This window comes from Ruminococcus flavefaciens (assembly GCF_900116855.1).
Taxonomy (GTDB): Bacteria; Bacillota; Clostridia; order Oscillospirales; family Ruminococcaceae; genus Ruminococcus; species Ruminococcus flavefaciens_R.
This window is the reverse complement of the sequence record NZ_UETD01000009.1, coordinates 1-15,348: the sequence shown is the minus strand read 5'-3', so window position 1 is coordinate 15,348 and position 15,348 is coordinate 1. Positions and strand designations below refer to the sequence as shown.

The 15,348-nt window shown below is 44.7% G+C and carries 15 protein-coding genes; all 15 read left to right on the top strand.

What is annotated here, in order from left to right; all coding sequences use genetic code 11:
* Window positions 1-13: 13 nt before the first annotated feature.
* The 15 genes from DSZ37_RS10245 (at window position 14) to galE (ending at window position 15,134) form a co-directional block, all read left to right on the top strand.
* Window positions 14-910, top strand: a complete 897-nt coding sequence (locus DSZ37_RS10245) for a LicD family protein (protein WP_109726818.1) — start codon at window positions 14-16, stop codon at window positions 908-910.
* Window positions 910-1,632 (top strand): IspD/TarI family cytidylyltransferase, encoded by a 723-nt coding sequence (locus DSZ37_RS10240; RefSeq protein WP_109726817.1) that lies wholly within the window; start codon window positions 910-912, stop codon window positions 1,630-1,632. The genes DSZ37_RS10245 and DSZ37_RS10240 overlap by 1 nt, the downstream gene beginning before the upstream one ends.
* A gap of 24 nt (window positions 1,633-1,656) precedes the next feature.
* A complete protein-coding gene (locus DSZ37_RS10235) occupies window positions 1,657-2,883 on the top strand; it encodes a CDP-glycerol glycerophosphotransferase family protein (protein WP_109726816.1) in 1,227 nt (408 codons plus the stop codon).
* A gap of 2 nt (window positions 2,884-2,885) precedes the next feature.
* On the top strand, window positions 2,886-3,752 hold the full coding sequence (locus tag DSZ37_RS10230; RefSeq protein WP_109726815.1) for a glycosyltransferase: 867 nt from the start codon (window positions 2,886-2,888) through the stop codon (window positions 3,750-3,752).
* Between the two features lie 4 nt (window positions 3,753-3,756).
* Window positions 3,757-4,905: an EpsG family protein gene (locus tag DSZ37_RS10225; protein WP_109726814.1), complete on the top strand. Its 1,149-nt coding sequence runs from the start codon at window positions 3,757-3,759 to the stop codon at window positions 4,903-4,905.
* A 52-nt stretch (window positions 4,906-4,957) separates the two neighbouring features.
* Window positions 4,958-6,004 carry an acyltransferase family protein gene (locus DSZ37_RS10220; protein WP_109726813.1) on the top strand — a complete coding sequence of 349 codons (1,047 nt, stop codon included), beginning with the start codon at window positions 4,958-4,960 and terminating at the stop codon, window positions 6,002-6,004.
* A 27-nt stretch (window positions 6,005-6,031) separates the two neighbouring features.
* Complete coding sequence (locus tag DSZ37_RS10215; protein WP_164169491.1) at window positions 6,032-7,510, top strand: lipopolysaccharide biosynthesis protein; 1,479 nt, start codon at window positions 6,032-6,034, stop codon at window positions 7,508-7,510.
* Window positions 7,511-7,523: 13 nt separating this feature from the next.
* Window positions 7,524-8,576 (top strand): NAD-dependent epimerase/dehydratase family protein, encoded by a 1,053-nt coding sequence (locus tag DSZ37_RS10210; protein WP_109726811.1) that lies wholly within the window; start codon window positions 7,524-7,526, stop codon window positions 8,574-8,576.
* A gap of 2 nt (window positions 8,577-8,578) precedes the next feature.
* Window positions 8,579-9,160 (top strand): guanylate kinase, encoded by a 582-nt coding sequence (locus DSZ37_RS10205; protein WP_109726810.1) that lies wholly within the window; start codon window positions 8,579-8,581, stop codon window positions 9,158-9,160.
* A 24-nt stretch (window positions 9,161-9,184) separates the two neighbouring features.
* Entirely contained in the window at window positions 9,185-10,072 is an 888-nt protein-coding gene (rfbA, locus tag DSZ37_RS10200) for a glucose-1-phosphate thymidylyltransferase RfbA (protein WP_109726809.1), read from the top strand.
* Window positions 10,073-10,084: 12 nt separating this feature from the next.
* Window positions 10,085-11,113 (top strand): dTDP-glucose 4,6-dehydratase, encoded by a 1,029-nt coding sequence (gene rfbB, locus DSZ37_RS10195; protein WP_109726808.1) that lies wholly within the window; start codon window positions 10,085-10,087, stop codon window positions 11,111-11,113.
* Window positions 11,110-12,228, top strand: coding sequence for an acyltransferase (locus tag DSZ37_RS10190; RefSeq protein WP_109726807.1), 1,119 nt, complete (start codon window positions 11,110-11,112; stop codon window positions 12,226-12,228). Before rfbB ends, DSZ37_RS10190 begins: the two co-directional genes overlap by 4 nt.
* A gap of 4 nt (window positions 12,229-12,232) precedes the next feature.
* Window positions 12,233-13,120 carry a dTDP-4-dehydrorhamnose reductase gene (gene rfbD / locus DSZ37_RS10185; RefSeq protein ID WP_109726806.1) on the top strand — a complete coding sequence of 296 codons (888 nt, stop codon included), beginning with the start codon at window positions 12,233-12,235 and terminating at the stop codon, window positions 13,118-13,120.
* 1 nt (window position 13,121) lies between these two features.
* Entirely contained in the window at window positions 13,122-13,730 is a 609-nt protein-coding gene (rfbC, locus tag DSZ37_RS10180) for a dTDP-4-dehydrorhamnose 3,5-epimerase (RefSeq protein WP_109726805.1), read from the top strand.
* 381 nt (window positions 13,731-14,111) lie between these two features.
* Window positions 14,112-15,134 carry a UDP-glucose 4-epimerase GalE gene (galE, locus tag DSZ37_RS10175; protein WP_109726804.1) on the top strand — a complete coding sequence of 341 codons (1,023 nt, stop codon included), beginning with the start codon at window positions 14,112-14,114 and terminating at the stop codon, window positions 15,132-15,134.
* Window positions 15,135-15,348 lie beyond the last annotated feature (214 nt).

The following is a 15,348-nucleotide window of genomic DNA, read 5'->3' as shown; positions in this document are numbered from 1 at the left end:
ATGGTGGTTTATTATGAGTGAAGATTACAGAATCAGCGATGAAGAGTTAAAAAAAGGTCAGCAAAAAATGCTTGATATGCTTTTGTACTTTCAAGAGTTTTGCGATAAGCATGGATTGATGTTTTATCTTCATGGTGGAGCAGCGATCGGAGCTGTAAGAGAACATGGCTTTGTTCCGTGGGATGATGATGTGGATGTTTTAATGCCGCGTCCCGACTATGAGAAATTTGAAAAGCTATGGGAAAAGTATGGTGATAAGGACAGATATGTTTTTTGCAAAACAAATGAAAAAGTAAATTATCACCATCCTTGCGCAAGTTTAAGAGACCCCAGTACTACTTTTATCAGCAGTTATAATCAGAATCTTGATATATGTCACGGTATCGCATTTGAATTGGGACCGGTGGATGCTTGTCCTGATTCTGCTGTAAAGCGCTTTTTTCAGCTGTTTTATGCTTTTGTATTTGTTCTTTTTAATACTCAGAGATTGCCTAATAATAAAGGTAAGCTCTTCAGAGGCGCTTCTTATATAATGTATAAACTCGTTCCTTCCAAAAAAGTCAGATATAAGATATGGAAGTTTGCTGAAAGAAAGATCTCACAGTATTCATGGGAGAATGCAACTCATGTATGTGAGCTGCGCGGCAGTATAAAATTCATGTTCAAGAAGTATCCTAAGGAATGGTTCGATTCAGTTGTCTATTTTGACTTCTGCGGACATAAGGTTCCGCTTATGAAGGGCTATGATCAGTATTTAAGCGGTATATTTGGCAATTATAAAAAGAGACCGCCTAAGTCAGCTCAGATCCCGAAACATGATCTGGCTTTTTCTGATATGGACAGACCTTACACTTATTACAAGGGTATTAAGTATTTTCCGGGCACAAAAGATGTTGGAGGAGCAATGTAATGTCAAATGTTGCTGTGATTTTTGCAGGCGGTACAGGCCAGAGAATGAATTCAAAGACTAAACCCAAGCAGTTCCTTGAGCTCCACGGCAAGCCCATACTTGTCTATACGATAGAGCATTTCCAGAGGCACAAGGACATTGACGGCATTGTTCTCGTTATCCTTGAGAGCTGGATAGACTACTGCAATGAGTTGGTGGAGAAGTTCCGCCTTACAAAGGTCAGGGCTGTTATCGCAGGCGGCGATACGGGACAGGCTTCCATCTGCAACGGTATAAAGAAGGCTGCCGAGCTTTTCGGCGAGGACAGCATTGTCCTCATACATGACGGCGTAAGACCTCTCATCGACGAGGCTACCATCTCGGCAGATATTGAGTGTGCAAAGAAGAACGGAAATGCTATTACGGTAACTTCCGCTATCGAAACAGTATCCCTTACCGACGACGACGGAAAGATATGCGATATTTTTGAGAGATCAAAGTGCTGTATGGCAAGAGCTCCTCAGTGCTTCGTGCTGAAGGATATCATTGCCGCGCACGAAAAGGCTGCTGCCGAGGGAAACAAGCAGTTCATCGACTCGGCAAGCATGATGCGTTATTACGGCCATGAACTCTATACTGTTCCGGGAGCTATTGAGAATATCAAGATAACTACTCCGTCGGATTACTATATTTTCCGCGCCATTGTTGACGCAAGAGAAGATTCTCAGATTTTCGGTCTTTGATTTTGACGAAGGGATGAATAAGAAATGTCTGCAGTGAATAAGATTACGGATCAGATCAAAAAAATGAAAGCCGAGGACTGGAAGTCTATCATCAAGCTCGGCCTTTCGTTTATCCCGGGAAAGATATGGAAACTGGCATCGCCTAAGATGTGGGTGGTCTCGGAGTATGAGTCGCTTGCAAGAGATAACGGCTACTGGTTTTTCAAGTATCTGCGCGAGAAGCATAAGGACCGTAAGGTGTATTACCCTATAGATTTCAGCTCAGCTGATTATAAGCTCATTAAAAAGCTGGGAAATGTGATCCCATTCGGCGGCTGGAAGCACTACCTCCTGTTCTGGGCTGCGGACGTATATATCGGTACTACTAAATGCTACGGCTTCCCGTACAGAAGGATCTGTGAGGACCTTGTTCAGTGGAAGCTGACAGGCTTTAAGTACGTCTTCCTCAATCACGGATTTACAAGAGGATACTCCTCTATCGTTGACGCCAAGGAGACAAATTATCAGCTTCTGTTTACCTGTTCTGAGAAGGATGCAGATATCATCAGGAAGGATAACGGTCAGTCGCCCAAGATCATGCGCTGTCCGGGATATCCCAGACATGATACCCTCAATGATGATATCCTCAACAAGAAGCAGATCCTCATTATGCCCACATGGAGAAAATGGATCGATTACAGACTCCTTACGACCGATGAGCAGAAAAAGGAGAATATGCAGAAGTTCTTTGCTTCAAAGTATTATAACTGCCTGAAGGGGCTTGTCAATAACAAGGAGTTCATAAGCTTTCTGGATAAGAATGACCTCAATGTGGTCTTCTACTTCCATGAGTACGCTCAGAAGTATTCAAAATATATAAAGTCATCCTCGCCGAGGATAAAGGTAGGCATGACATCTGACTACTCCATTCAGGACCTCCTGAGAGAATCTGCTCTCCTTATCACTGACTATTCAAGTGTTGTATATGACTTCGCCTATATGTATAAGCCCGTTATGTACTACCAGTTCGATGTTGAGGAATTTGAAAAGTATCAGTATGCTCCCGGTGAGAGCTTCTCATATGACGAGGACGGCTTCGGAGAGGTCTTCTTTGATGAGGACAAGCTCGTCGAAGCAGTAAAGACCTCCTATGATGGCGGCTTTACCATGGACGAAAAGTACAGAAAGAGAGTCGATGAGTTCTTCGCTCATCACGATAACGGTAACTGTGACCGTGTTTACAAGGAAATCATTAAGATCGCAAGGAAGTAATTATGCAGAGTAAATATGCTGTTGTCATTGTCACATTTCAGCCTGATATCGAGCGCGTTGTCGGAAACGTCAGGGAGCTCCGGAGACAGGGCTTCTATGTGGTCATCGTTGATAACTTTTCGGATAGTATTGCGGAAATAAGGGAGAGATCAGGCTGCGACAAGCTTGTGGAGCTCCCCGAAAATAAAGGTATAGCCGCTGCCCTCAACGCGGGAATGAGAGCGGCTGTGGAGAACGGCGCACAGTGGACTCTTTCCCTCGATCAGGATACCATGGTCGCCGAGAACCTCCTTGAGGAGTATAAGAAGTACCTCGGACTCCCCGAAGCAGGCGCACTGTGTCCTGCGGTTGAAAAAAGGGGAGAGGGCATTGTGGGCAGCCTCAGCAAAAAGGTGGAGGTCGTGAAAAAATGCCCCACAGCAGGCTTCTTCATCAGCACAGAGGCATGGAATAAGGTAGGGGAGTACGATGAATGGATGTTCATCGACTATGTTGACTATGATATAGAGACCCGCCTGAGAAAAGCAGGCTATAAGATATACAGGATCAATACCACAAGAATAATACAGGAGCTGGGCAAGCTCAGCGTTAACAAATTCTTCTACGGTATCGGCAAGCTGCTCCATGTGAAAAAGCTCTGCAACTTTGCAACGACATATAACCACTCTCCGTTCAGAAATTACTATTTCGTAAGAAATGGTCTGTACTACATCAACAAGCACAGGGACTTCCTGAACGTCAGGGGAGAATATAACTTTCTCATAAAATGGGAGACAAAAAAGCTTCTTCTCGAGAAGCACAGAATAGCAAATCTCCGCGCCCTTATCAGAGGCGTGAGGGATTATAAACGTAAGAAAAAGGGCAGGTAATGCGATGTTATATGCGGCAGCCGCTATTCTAATAGTTCTTGGGTTCGTTTTTCCTAAAAACAAAGTTGTTAATATTGTTATACTTCTATATTTATGGGTATTATTCGCGTTTAATACATGGAATGCGGATTATATGAATTATTATTGGATATATGAAAAGATAGGAATGGGTGACCTTTGGGGCACGACTGTCAGTGAAGAAGGATTTGTATATCTATGCTATTTCTTCAGGCATGATCTCGGATGGACTTACGCTGAATTTCTTGTTTTTGTTGCAACTGTCTGCACGATATTGTTGAAGATAGTCGTTGATCTCTTTTCAAAACGTCCAAACACAGTTCTGGCGTTATCGATTCTTTACCCATATTGGATAATGGTGTGCCAATATAGATCGTATATTGCTACTCTATTTTCCTTGATAGGTATATATTTCTTATTCTATGATCCTAAAAAGGACTCAATTAATTTCTTTAAAAGGAAAAATAAAATTCAAAGAATAATTCAAAGCGATGCTTTTAGAAGTGCATTGTTTTTTGTTTTCATCTTTATCGGAGTTCTTTTTCATAGGACCGCGGTATTCTTTGCAATATTCTACATTGCCAAGAAGTTTGATACCAAGAGACTTGTGATCATTACAAGCGTTCTGTTTGTACTGTTATTTGCATTGCATCTGCCTTTCATGGCAAATTTGCTTTCACATTTCATGTCACGCAGCAAGATCAATACATGGCTTCTGTCTGATGGTACAAGAACGATCGTTGGTTTATTCTTCCTCGTTGTTGTGAGGATAGGTACAGTGATCGTTGAATACTTTATGCTTGACAGTTACCGTAAAAGTGGTTCTGTCTCAAAAGAATACTTACATTTTGTAGAGATGGTGTTTAAAACAACGCTTATCAGCCTTTCCTTTTTATCAATGGAGCTTTATGTAAAGGATTACGAAAGACTGGCTCGTGTTACACTATTGTTATCATACTGCATTTTTGCGGATTTTCTAATGCAGAAAAAAGTTAAAGCTGAAAAAGTGCCTTTGACATATTTCTTATTTATCGGTTTTTATTTTTTACATACATTATATTATCTTTACGCGTTTGGTGGATATTTGGATATAGCTTTCTTCCCTCTGTTTGACAGCAATTCACTGATAAAATAATTGTCCCAAAAGAGTTCAATAACCTAAAGTATCTCATGAAAGGAAAAAGAGAATGTTTGATATAGATCTTTTCACTAAATACCGCAAGCAGCTTATGGGCTTTGCAATAGTCTGGGTCATGATACTGCACTGCTATTCCAAGTATCTGAGAAGTCTTGGAGTACCTGTGCTGTCATTTTTATCAGAGCAGGGAAATCTTGGCGTTGAGATATTTCTCTTCCTGTCAGGTATAGGCTTGTATTTCTCAATGAACAAGAACAGCGAAATCATACCGTTTTACTGGAGGCGAATAAAGCGCGTCATCATTCCGTGGCTAATAATCTCATGCCCCTACTGGATACTGAAAAGCATTATCGTAGACCATGACGGAGCCATGGTATTCCTTGAGAACTGGAGCGGTATCTCTCTCTGGACAAAGGGGATAACCACGGTATGGTATGTATCGTTTATCATCGTTCTTTACTTATTATATCCGTTTTTGTACAGGCTTCAGAAGAAGAGCCCTTTGCTTATCATGCTGCTCATGGCAGCTGTGATCGCAGCAAATGTGGTCATGGTGAAGTGCTGTTCTGATTTTTATGAGGCAAGGGAAAAGGCATTCAGTCGTATCCCGATATTCCTTGTGGGAAGCCTTATAGGAGAAAGAATAAAAAACAAGGATATGGATCGCAGAAAACAGTTCTTTTTCCTTGGATATGCAGCACTTATGCTGGCTGCATATATACCGGGTGTGCTCAGATGTAATTACGATATCGATATTATGCCGCTGTCAGTCGGCAAGATGCTGGCACGTTTCGGCGGACAGGGTGCGGCATTATTTGTCATCATTCTTCTGTGTCTGCTCTTTGATAAGGTGAAGATGACAGGCGTCAAAAAGGGGCTTGCTTTCCTTGGCGGTATAACCCTTGAGATATATCTTATCCATGTTTTCCTGTCAAATATTATCAGCAGGACTAATTTCGTGGATAACAAGGGTTATCCCTTTAAGTTTGCAATAATGACAGCGGTCGTGGTCATGTCGGTTATAGTAGCGTGGATCTTCTCGAAGATCTATAACAGCATCGTGGACAGACTTGAAAACAAAAAGACCGCTGCATGATCAAAAAATGAAAAGGTCGGTAGTATAGTGGTAAAGATAGCAGAAAGGATAATTCCCCGTAAAATTCTTGATAAATATCGCTCATTCCCCGTAACTCTCAGGGCAGCGTTCTGGTTCACGGTATGTAATTTCGTACTGAAGGGCATAAGCTTCATATGTATGCCTATCTATGCGACATTTCTCTCCGAGGAAGAATACGGCACCATGAGCCTTATTACATCCTATGAGCTCATATTCAATATATTCGCTACATTTGAGCTGTATCTCGGCGCTTATCAGAGGGGACTGCTCAAATACAAGGATGATACCAAGAATTTCGAGCAGACGATAGTCTTTATCTCCAATATCCTGACTGTTATCTGCTTCTTCATATTCATGCTCCTGAGCAAGCCCATATCGGGCTTTACGGGAGTCACCACTGCTCTTTACTCAATATTCTCGGTGTATTTCTTAGTCTATACGCCTTATAACTGCTGGCTCAACAAAAAGAGGTTCGAGTATGATTACAAGGCAGCCGTAATAGTTACCATTCTTATGGCGCTGGTATCAAATCTTGCACCGATGATAACTATACAGATCTTTGGCGCAACTGCCTATGTCAAGGTAATAAGCACCCTCATTATACAGATAATATTCTGTCTGCCTTTCTGGATAAAGCATATTAATTTTGCAAATGTGTTCAGAAACAAGGCAAGGACGATCAACTACATCAAGTATGCACTGAGATTTCAGGGACCGCTTGTGTTCCACTCACTGTCATACTATGTGCTGAACCAGTCAGACAGGATCATGATAGAAAAGTTTTCAGGCAGCAAGGCAGATGTAGCCTTCTACTCGGTGGCATACTCATTTGCCAGCGTTATCATCATCTTCCAGAACTCCCTCAATCAGGTGCTGAAGCCGTGGCGCTTCCAGAAGCTTGACAAGAAGGGCTATAAGGATGTAAGGGATATCTCAAATGTTCTGGTAATTCTGGTAGGTGCAGTCATCGTCATGTTCATGCTGCTGCTTCCCGAGGTATTCCTCATATTCCCCGACAGCTATCAGGAGGGTCTGAAGGTAGCACCGCCTGTTACTATCGGCGTGTATTTTCTGTTTCTGTATACCCTCTTTGTTGACGTTGAGTCATACTACGGAAAGACCGAATACATCGCATATGTATCAACATTCTGCGCGCTGCTGAATATCGGACTCAACTACATCGGAATAAAGATGTTCGGCTATATTGCCTGTGCATATACAACACTTATATGCTATGCCATCATGTCTTTCATGCACTTCGTATTCATGCAGATAACCTGCAAGAAAGCACACGTTGAGGAGAGTCCTGTTGATGCCAAGTCGATATGGGGATTCAGTCTCATCATGCTTGCTGTTTTCGGTATCACCAATGTCTTTTATGACAGCATCATTGTCAGATACCTGATGGTAGCCGGCATTATCACAGCTGTAATAATATTCAGAAAGAAGATAATTTCATCGTGGAAGATGATAAGGTCTAAATAAGGAGGATAGGAAAATGCCCCATAAGATAATTCAGGAAGATATGGAATATATCTGCAAGGCAGATAATATCCAATGGGATAAGCTCAGAAACAAGACCCTGCTCATAACGGGAGGAACAGGTCTTATCGGCTCTACGCTCATAAGAGGTCTGCTCCTTGCAAATAAAGAAAGGCAGCTTGGTCTGAAGATAAAGCTTATCGTGAGATCACTTGACAGAGTCAGGGAGGTCTTTGAGGAAGCTGAAGCCTCGGACGAGTGCATGAGCTTCATCTGCAAGGATCTGGACACGCCGTTTGATATCGAAGGCGATGTGGACTATATCATCCACGGGGCAAGCCCCACAGCCAGTGCCTACTTTGCTTCACATCCCGTTGAGACTATCAAGGCTGGCATCATGGGCACAATGAACCTTCTTGAGCTTGCTGTGCAGAAGAAGTCGGACGCATTCCTCTTCCTCTCCAGTATGGAGATCTACGGCAAGGTAACTACCGAGGAGATCCTCACCGAGGACAAGCTGGGATATGTTGATCCTCTTACCATAAGAAGCTGCTACCCCGAGACAAAGAGAATGAGCGAAGCTCTCACAGCTTCATATGCCCATGAGTACGGCATAAGAGCAATGAATATCCGACTGGCACAGACCTTCGGTCCGGGAGTGCTCTATGACGATCAGAGAGTATTCGCCATGATGGCAAGATGTGCCATGAACGGCGAGAACATACAGCTCCTCACAAAGGGAAAGAGCAAGCATCCCTATCTGTATACCGCTCAGGCTGCAACTGCAATACTGACAGTGCTGCTCAGCGGACAGGCAGGAAAGAGCTACAACGCCGCAAATCCCGATACATACTGCTCCATCGCAGAGATGGGCGAGATGGTAGCGGAGAAGCTTGGCGGCGGAAAGATAGCCGTTACCTTTGCCGAGAACGGAGATACCTCAAAGTATCCCGATACCACCTTCCTCAACCTCTCCATCGATGCCATAACCGCTCTGGGCTGGAAGCCCGAGGGTGACCTTGCAGACATTTACAGACGCATGATGGAAGTCATGGAAGCGGGGAGATAAAAATGAACCATATTTTTTATATAATGGGTAAAAGCTCATCGGGCAAGGATACCATATATAAGAAGCTGCTGGAAAGCGATGCTTTGCTGCCCCTTGTCCTCTATACCACCCGTCCCATGCGCGAGAACGAGCAGGAGGGCAGGGAGTACCACTTCACCGACAGGAAGGGCTTTGAGGAAAAGCTCGCCTCGGGAACTGTCATAGAGGAAAGGACCTATGATACGGTCTACGGTGACTGGACGTACTTTACCTGCAGCGACAATATCGACCTCGAAAAAGGAAACTATCTTGGCATAGGAACTCTTGAGTCCTTTGTGAAGATAAATGCATTCTTCGGAAGCGAAAGAGTGATCCCCGTTTATATCGAGGTGGACGACGGTATCAGGCTCATCAGAGCTGTTGAGCGCGAGATGCGCGAGGAAAAGCCCAAGTACACCGAGCTCTGCCGCAGATTTATTGCCGACAGCGAGGATTTCTCGGAGGAGAAGCTGAAGGAGGCAGGCATCGAACGCAGGTTCAGCAACAGCGGCACCTTTGAGGAATGCTTCTCTCAGGTGGAAGAATATATAAGATCAATATTATAATAATACAATATACGAGGTGAAATAATGAAAGGTATAATTCTTGCAGGCGGCTCAGGCACAAGACTGTATCCGCTTACGATGGTAACGTCGAAGCAGCTGCTTCCCGTTTATGACAAGCCCATGGTATATTATCCTCTGTCAACACTTATGCTGGCAGGCATCAGGGAGATACTGATAATCTCAACTCCCACAGACCTTCCCAATTTTGAGAGACTTCTCGGAGACGGCTCACAGTACGGCATTGAGCTCAGCTATAAGGTGCAGCCCAGTCCCGACGGACTTGCACAGGCATTCATCCTCGGCAAGGAGTTCATAGGCGATGACTCCTGTGCGATGGTGCTTGGCGACAATATATTCTACGGCAACGGCTTCGGAACTATCCTGAGAGCCGCAAAGGAGAATGCGGAGAAGAGCTCACGCGCTACTGTTTTCGGATACTATGTTCCCGATCCCGAGAGATTCGGTGTAGTCGATTTCGACGAGAACGGCAGAGCACTCTCAATCGAGGAGAAGCCCGCTCAGCCCAAGAGCAATTACGCTGTAACTGGTCTTTACTTCTATCCCGCAGGCGTGAGCGAAAGAGCAGAACAGGTAAAGCCCTCTGCAAGAGGAGAGCTTGAGATAACCACCCTCAACGAAATGTACCTTCATGACGCGCTTCTTGATGTACAGCTTCTTGGACGGGGCTTTGCATGGCTCGATACGGGTACGATGGACAGCCTTGCAGAGGCTACCAACTTCGTACAGATGGTACAGAACCGTCAGGGCATTGAGATATCGGCACCCGAGGAGATAGCCTTTATAAATGGCTGGATAGACAGAGACGGACTGCTCAGGTCCGCAGAAAAATACGGTAAATCACCTTACGGAGCTCATCTTAGAAGAGTTGCCGAAGGAAAAGTTATGTATTAAGGAGAACTGAAAATGACAGTATTTGTAACAGGCGGCGCAGGCTTTATCGGCGCAAATTTCGTATTCCATATGCTTGACACTTACCCGGACTACCGTATAGTATGTCTGGACAAACTGACCTATGCAGGCAACCTTTCAACACTTGAGCCTGTGATGAAGAACCCCAACTTCCGCTTCGTGAAGATAGATATCTGCGACAGAGAGGCTATCTACAAGCTTTTCGAGGAGGAGAAGCCCGACATCGTTGTAAACTTTGCGGCTGAGTCACACGTTGACCGCTCCATCGAGAACCCCGAGATATTCCTCCAGACAAACATCCTCGGCACACAGGTACTCATGGACGCCTGCCGCAAGTACGGAATACAGAGATACCATCAGGTATCCACAGACGAGGTTTACGGCGACCTTCCCCTTGACCGTCCCGACCTTTTCTTCACAGAGGAAACTCCTATCCACACAAGCAGCCCCTACAGCTCATCAAAGGCAGGTGCAGACCTTCTGGTAATGGCTTACCACAGAACTTACGGATTGCCTGTGACAATATCAAGATGCTCAAACAACTATGGTCCCTATCACTTCCCCGAGAAGCTGATACCCCTTATGATAGCAAATGCGCTTGCTGACAAGCCTCTCCCCGTATACGGCGAGGGTCTGAATGTCCGCGACTGGCTCTATGTTGAGGATCACTGCCGCGCTATCGACCTTATCATCCATAAGGGCAGAGTAGGCGAGGTCTACAACGTAGGCGGCCACAACGAGATGAAGAACATCGACATCGTAAAGCTCATCTGCAAGGAGCTGGGCAAGCCCGAGAGCCTTATCACACACGTTGAGGACAGAAAGGGTCACGATATGCGCTATGCTATCGACCCCACAAAGATCCACAACGAGCTTGGCTGGCTGCCCGAGACAAAGTTCGAGGACGGCATCAAGAAGACCATCAAGTGGTATCTTGAGAACCGCGAGTGGTGGGAGACCATCATCTCAGGCGAGTACCAGAACTACTATGAGAAGATGTACGGCAACCGTAGCCAGATATGAGTAATGCAATAACTCCCCCAAAAAAGCAACGCTCATCTAATATTGAACTCCTTCGGATTTTGACAATGTTAGGAGTCATTATACTGCATTATAATAATGCAGATATCGGTGGGGGATTAAAGTATGTTCAAAATGGAAGCCTGAATTTTCATTTTCTTAATATTTTAGAAAGTGTGTTTATCTGTGCGGTTGATTTGTTTGTGCTTATCACCGGCTACTTTATGATTAACACACAGAAAAGAAGTTTGATAAAACCATTTAAACTATTGGTACAAGTTATTGCTTTTAATTTGATGATATTCTTTCTTTTGATCATCATTGGGAAAAAGGCATTTACTTTACATGGGTTATTAGGGACTTTATTACCGGCTAACTACTTCGTGATATTGTACACGGCTTTGTATTTTATTTCTCCCTATATTAATATTGCTATGAAAGCACTCAATAAGAAACAACTTAAATACATGATAATTACTCTGTTTCTTATTTTTTCTGTTTATGCAGTTGCAGTGGATCTTTTAGGAGAAATAAAAGGCGATACCATATTAGGATTAAGTAGTATTGGAATGTATGGCAGCCAAAATGGATATACAATTGTTAATTTTGCATTTATGTATACTTTAGGAGCTTATATCAATATCTGTGAATCAGACTATATCCATATTAGCAGGATAAAGTTAATATCGTACTTGGCAATATTAGTTGGTGTTGACTCGGCATGGTATTTACTGTTTGAGTATCTTCATTTTTGTAAGGGTACAGCTCACTCCTATCTAAATCCGGTAGTAATACTTATGGCGGTTGCTGTGTTCTTTCTATTTAAAAAAATCGACCTCGGACAAAACAAGGTGATTAATACCCTTGCCAAAGGTAGTTTTACAGTGTTCTTGCTTCATAAAGAATTCTTATCCCGAATCAGAATTGAGAGTTTTGTAAATAAGCCACTCCCCATATTAGCTGCTCATATTCTTATAGCAGTAATTGGAATATATTTGATTTGTTGGATAGTTTATTTTATTTATGAAAGTATTACAGCTCCTATTTATAACCTGATTGAAAAAAAATTCCCAAGAGTTACATATATAGTTGATAGCTCGATTACAGAAAAAAGGTGATAAGATGAAAGCATTTGTAACAGGTGTAGGCGGACAGCTCGGTCATGATGTAATGGACGAGCTGGCAAAGCGCGGATATGAGGGCGTAGGCTCCGATATACTGGAGTCTGTACCCACAGACTATCCCTATGTTCAGCTTGATATAACCGACGCTGAGGCAGTTGAAAAGGCAATATCCGAGGTCAACCCCGATGTTGTTGTACACTGTGCAGCATGGACAGCAGTTGACGCCGCCGAGGACGAGGAGAACAAGCCCAAGGTAAAGGCTATCAATGTTGACGGTACTCAGAATATCGCCAATGTCTGCAAGAAGCTGGACTGTAAGATGATATACATTTCCACCGATTACGTTTTCAACGGACAGGGCACAGAGCCGTGGCAGCCCGACTGCAAGGACTATGCTCCCCAGAACGTATACGGACAGTCAAAGCTGGACGGTGAGCTTGCAGTTGCAAATACGCTGGATAAGTACTTCATCGTGCGTATCGCATGGGTATTCGGCGTAAACGGCAAGAACTTCATAAAGACTATGATAAACGTGGGCAAGACCCACGACGAGGTAAGGGTGGTTTCCGACCAGATAGGAACTCCCACATATACTCTCGACCTTTCAAGGCTGCTGGTGGATATGGCTGAGACCGAGAAGTACGGCTACTATCATGCCACAAACGAGGGCGGCTATATCTCATGGTATGATTTCACAGTGGAGATATATAAGCAGGCAGGGATGTCCACAAAGGTAACACCTGTTACCACCGCAGAATACGGACTTTCCAAGGCTGCAAGACCCTTCAACAGCAGACTGGATAAGTCAAAGCTTGCCGAGAACGGCTTCACACCGCTCCCCACATGGCAGGACGCACTTTCACGCTATTTAAAGGAGATTCAGTAATATGGGACAGATAACAGTTGAAAAGAATGTAGGCGGCATAGAGGGACTCTGTGTTATAACTCCTGCCGTTCACGGCGACAACAGAGGCTACTTCATGGAGACCTATTCACAGCGCGACATGGAGGAAGCAGGCATAGATATCGTATTTGTTCAGGACAACCAGTCCTGCTCAACAAAGGGAGTTCTCCGCGGACTCCACTTCCAGAAGCAGTTTCCTCAGACCAAGCTGGTAAGAGCTATCAAGGGCAGCGTTTTTGACGTTGCTGTTGACCTGAGAAGCGGAAGTGCCACCTACGGAAAGTGGTACGGCGTTCTTCTTACAGAGGAGAACAAGAAGCAGTTCCTCATTCCCAAGGGTTTTGCACACGGCTTCCTCGTACTGACTGACGTTGCGGAGTTCTGCTACAAGTGCGACGATTTCTGGCATCCGAACGATGAGGGCGGTCTTGCATGGAATGACCCTGCTATCGGTATCGAGTGGCCCGAGCTTGTAGGCGAGTACAAGGGCAGCGCTGACAGCGAGGGATATACCCTCAGTGACGGCACAGCTCTCAATCTTTCCGACAAGGACAAGAAATGGGATACTCTCGAGAACACATTCAAATTCTGATAATGAAGCTGCTTCGGTAACGGAGCGGCTTTTTCGTATTCAAGGGAGCCCCCGCAGGCATTTTCGCGGCTAAGCTTTGCAGATAGCAGCTTTTTCTCCGCGCGGCTTGCAATTTTAATAATTCTATGATATAAGCGGGGAGCCCCCGCAGGCATTTTCGCGGCAGAGTTTTGCAGATAGCAGCTTTTTCTCCGCGTGTCTTGCAATTTTATAATTGCATGATATAAGCGGGGAGCCCCCGCAGGCATTTTCGCGGCAGAGCTTTACAGATAGCAGCTTTTTCTCCGCGTGTCTTGCTATTTCAATAATTCTATGATATAATTATTGAAATAACATTTTTCCGCACCGAGCGCGGATAATAAACATGAAAGGACTAAGAAAATGGCTACGATACTACTTGCAGGAGGAGCAGGATATATTGGCTCACACACAGCAGTTGAACTTCTCGAGGCAGGCTATGATGTTGTGGTTGCGGACAATTTCGCAAACAGCTCTCCCGAGGCGATACGCAGAGTTGAAAAGATAACAGGAAAAAATGTAAAGCTCTATGAGCTGGACATCAAGGATAACGAAAAACTGGCAGAGGTGTTCAGAGAGAACAGCATCGATGCAGTTATACATTTTGCAGGGCTGAAGGCTGTTGGCGAGTCCGTGGCAAAGCCTGTTATGTACTACCGTAACAATATCGACACCACTCTATCGCTTCTGGAGAATATGAATGAGTTCGGCGTGAAGTGCATACTCTTCTCGTCAAGCGCTACCGTATACGGCGAGGAAAACCCTGTTCCCTATACAGAGGAGATGAAGCGCGGAGTCTGCACCAATCCCTACGGCTGGACAAAAGCTATGATGGAGCAGATATTCGAGGACGCTGCATATGCCGACAAGGATATGTCCGTGGTACTGCTGAGATACTTCAATCCAATCGGCGCACACGAGTCGGGAATGATAGGCGAGGACCCTCAGGGTATCCCAAACAACCTCATGCCCTATGTGTCACAGGTGGCTGTGGGCAAGAGAGAGTGCCTGACCATCTTCGGAAACGATTATCCAACTCCCGACGGCACCTGCACAAGAGACTATATCCATGTTGTAGACCTTGCAAAGGGTCATGTCAAGGCTATCGACTATATCCTTAAACACAAGGGCGTTGAGATATTCAATCTCGGAACAGGCAAGCCATACAGTGTTACCGAGATAGTGAACACATTTGAGCGCGTCAACGGTATCAAGGTGAACCATGTTTACGGTGCAAGACGTCCCGGAGACCTTGCAGAGTGCTATGCAAATGCGGATAAGGCGCTTAAAATTCTTGGTTGGAAGACCGAAAAGACCCTTGAAGATATGTGCCGCGACTCATGGAACTGGCAGAAGAATAACCCCGACGGCTACAATAAAAAATAAGAGCAGGTACACCTGCAAACAATCCCCGAAGCGTTATGGCTTCGGGGCATTTTTTATGCAGCTAAGATAAATCATAATTTAGCGCATACGCGAAAAATTGGAAATGTAGGGGACGGCGCAGCTAACAGCTGCACGTACCCTCTGTCAGCTTGGCTGACATCTCCCTACACTGTAGGGAGTCACTCGACGTCCCACGAAATTTGTATTGTAGGGG

Bases quoted from the DNA above. Each gene is read 5' to 3' on its own strand.
- DSZ37_RS10245 (WP_109726818.1), top strand. From the start codon at position 14: ATGAGTGAAGATTACAGAATCAGCGATGAAGAGTTAAAAAAAGGTCAG.
- DSZ37_RS10240 (WP_109726817.1), top strand. From the start codon at position 910: ATGTCAAATGTTGCTGTGATTTTTGCAGGCGGTACAGGCCAGAGAATG.
- DSZ37_RS10235 (WP_109726816.1), top strand. From the start codon at position 1,657: ATGTCTGCAGTGAATAAGATTACGGATCAGATCAAAAAAATGAAAGCC.
- DSZ37_RS10230 (WP_109726815.1), top strand. From the start codon at position 2,886: ATGCAGAGTAAATATGCTGTTGTCATTGTCACATTTCAGCCTGATATC.
- DSZ37_RS10225 (WP_109726814.1), top strand. From the start codon at position 3,757: ATGTTATATGCGGCAGCCGCTATTCTAATAGTTCTTGGGTTCGTTTTT.
- DSZ37_RS10220 (WP_109726813.1), top strand. From the start codon at position 4,958: ATGTTTGATATAGATCTTTTCACTAAATACCGCAAGCAGCTTATGGGC.
- DSZ37_RS10210 (WP_109726811.1), top strand. From the start codon at position 7,524: ATGCCCCATAAGATAATTCAGGAAGATATGGAATATATCTGCAAGGCA.
- DSZ37_RS10205 (WP_109726810.1), top strand. From the start codon at position 8,579: ATGAACCATATTTTTTATATAATGGGTAAAAGCTCATCGGGCAAGGAT.
- rfbA (WP_109726809.1), top strand. From the start codon at position 9,185: ATGAAAGGTATAATTCTTGCAGGCGGCTCAGGCACAAGACTGTATCCG.
- rfbB (WP_109726808.1), top strand. From the start codon at position 10,085: ATGACAGTATTTGTAACAGGCGGCGCAGGCTTTATCGGCGCAAATTTC.
- DSZ37_RS10190 (WP_109726807.1), top strand. From the start codon at position 11,110: ATGAGTAATGCAATAACTCCCCCAAAAAAGCAACGCTCATCTAATATT.
- rfbD (WP_109726806.1), top strand. From the start codon at position 12,233: ATGAAAGCATTTGTAACAGGTGTAGGCGGACAGCTCGGTCATGATGTA.
- rfbC (WP_109726805.1), top strand. From the start codon at position 13,122: ATGGGACAGATAACAGTTGAAAAGAATGTAGGCGGCATAGAGGGACTC.
- galE (WP_109726804.1), top strand. From the start codon at position 14,112: ATGGCTACGATACTACTTGCAGGAGGAGCAGGATATATTGGCTCACAC.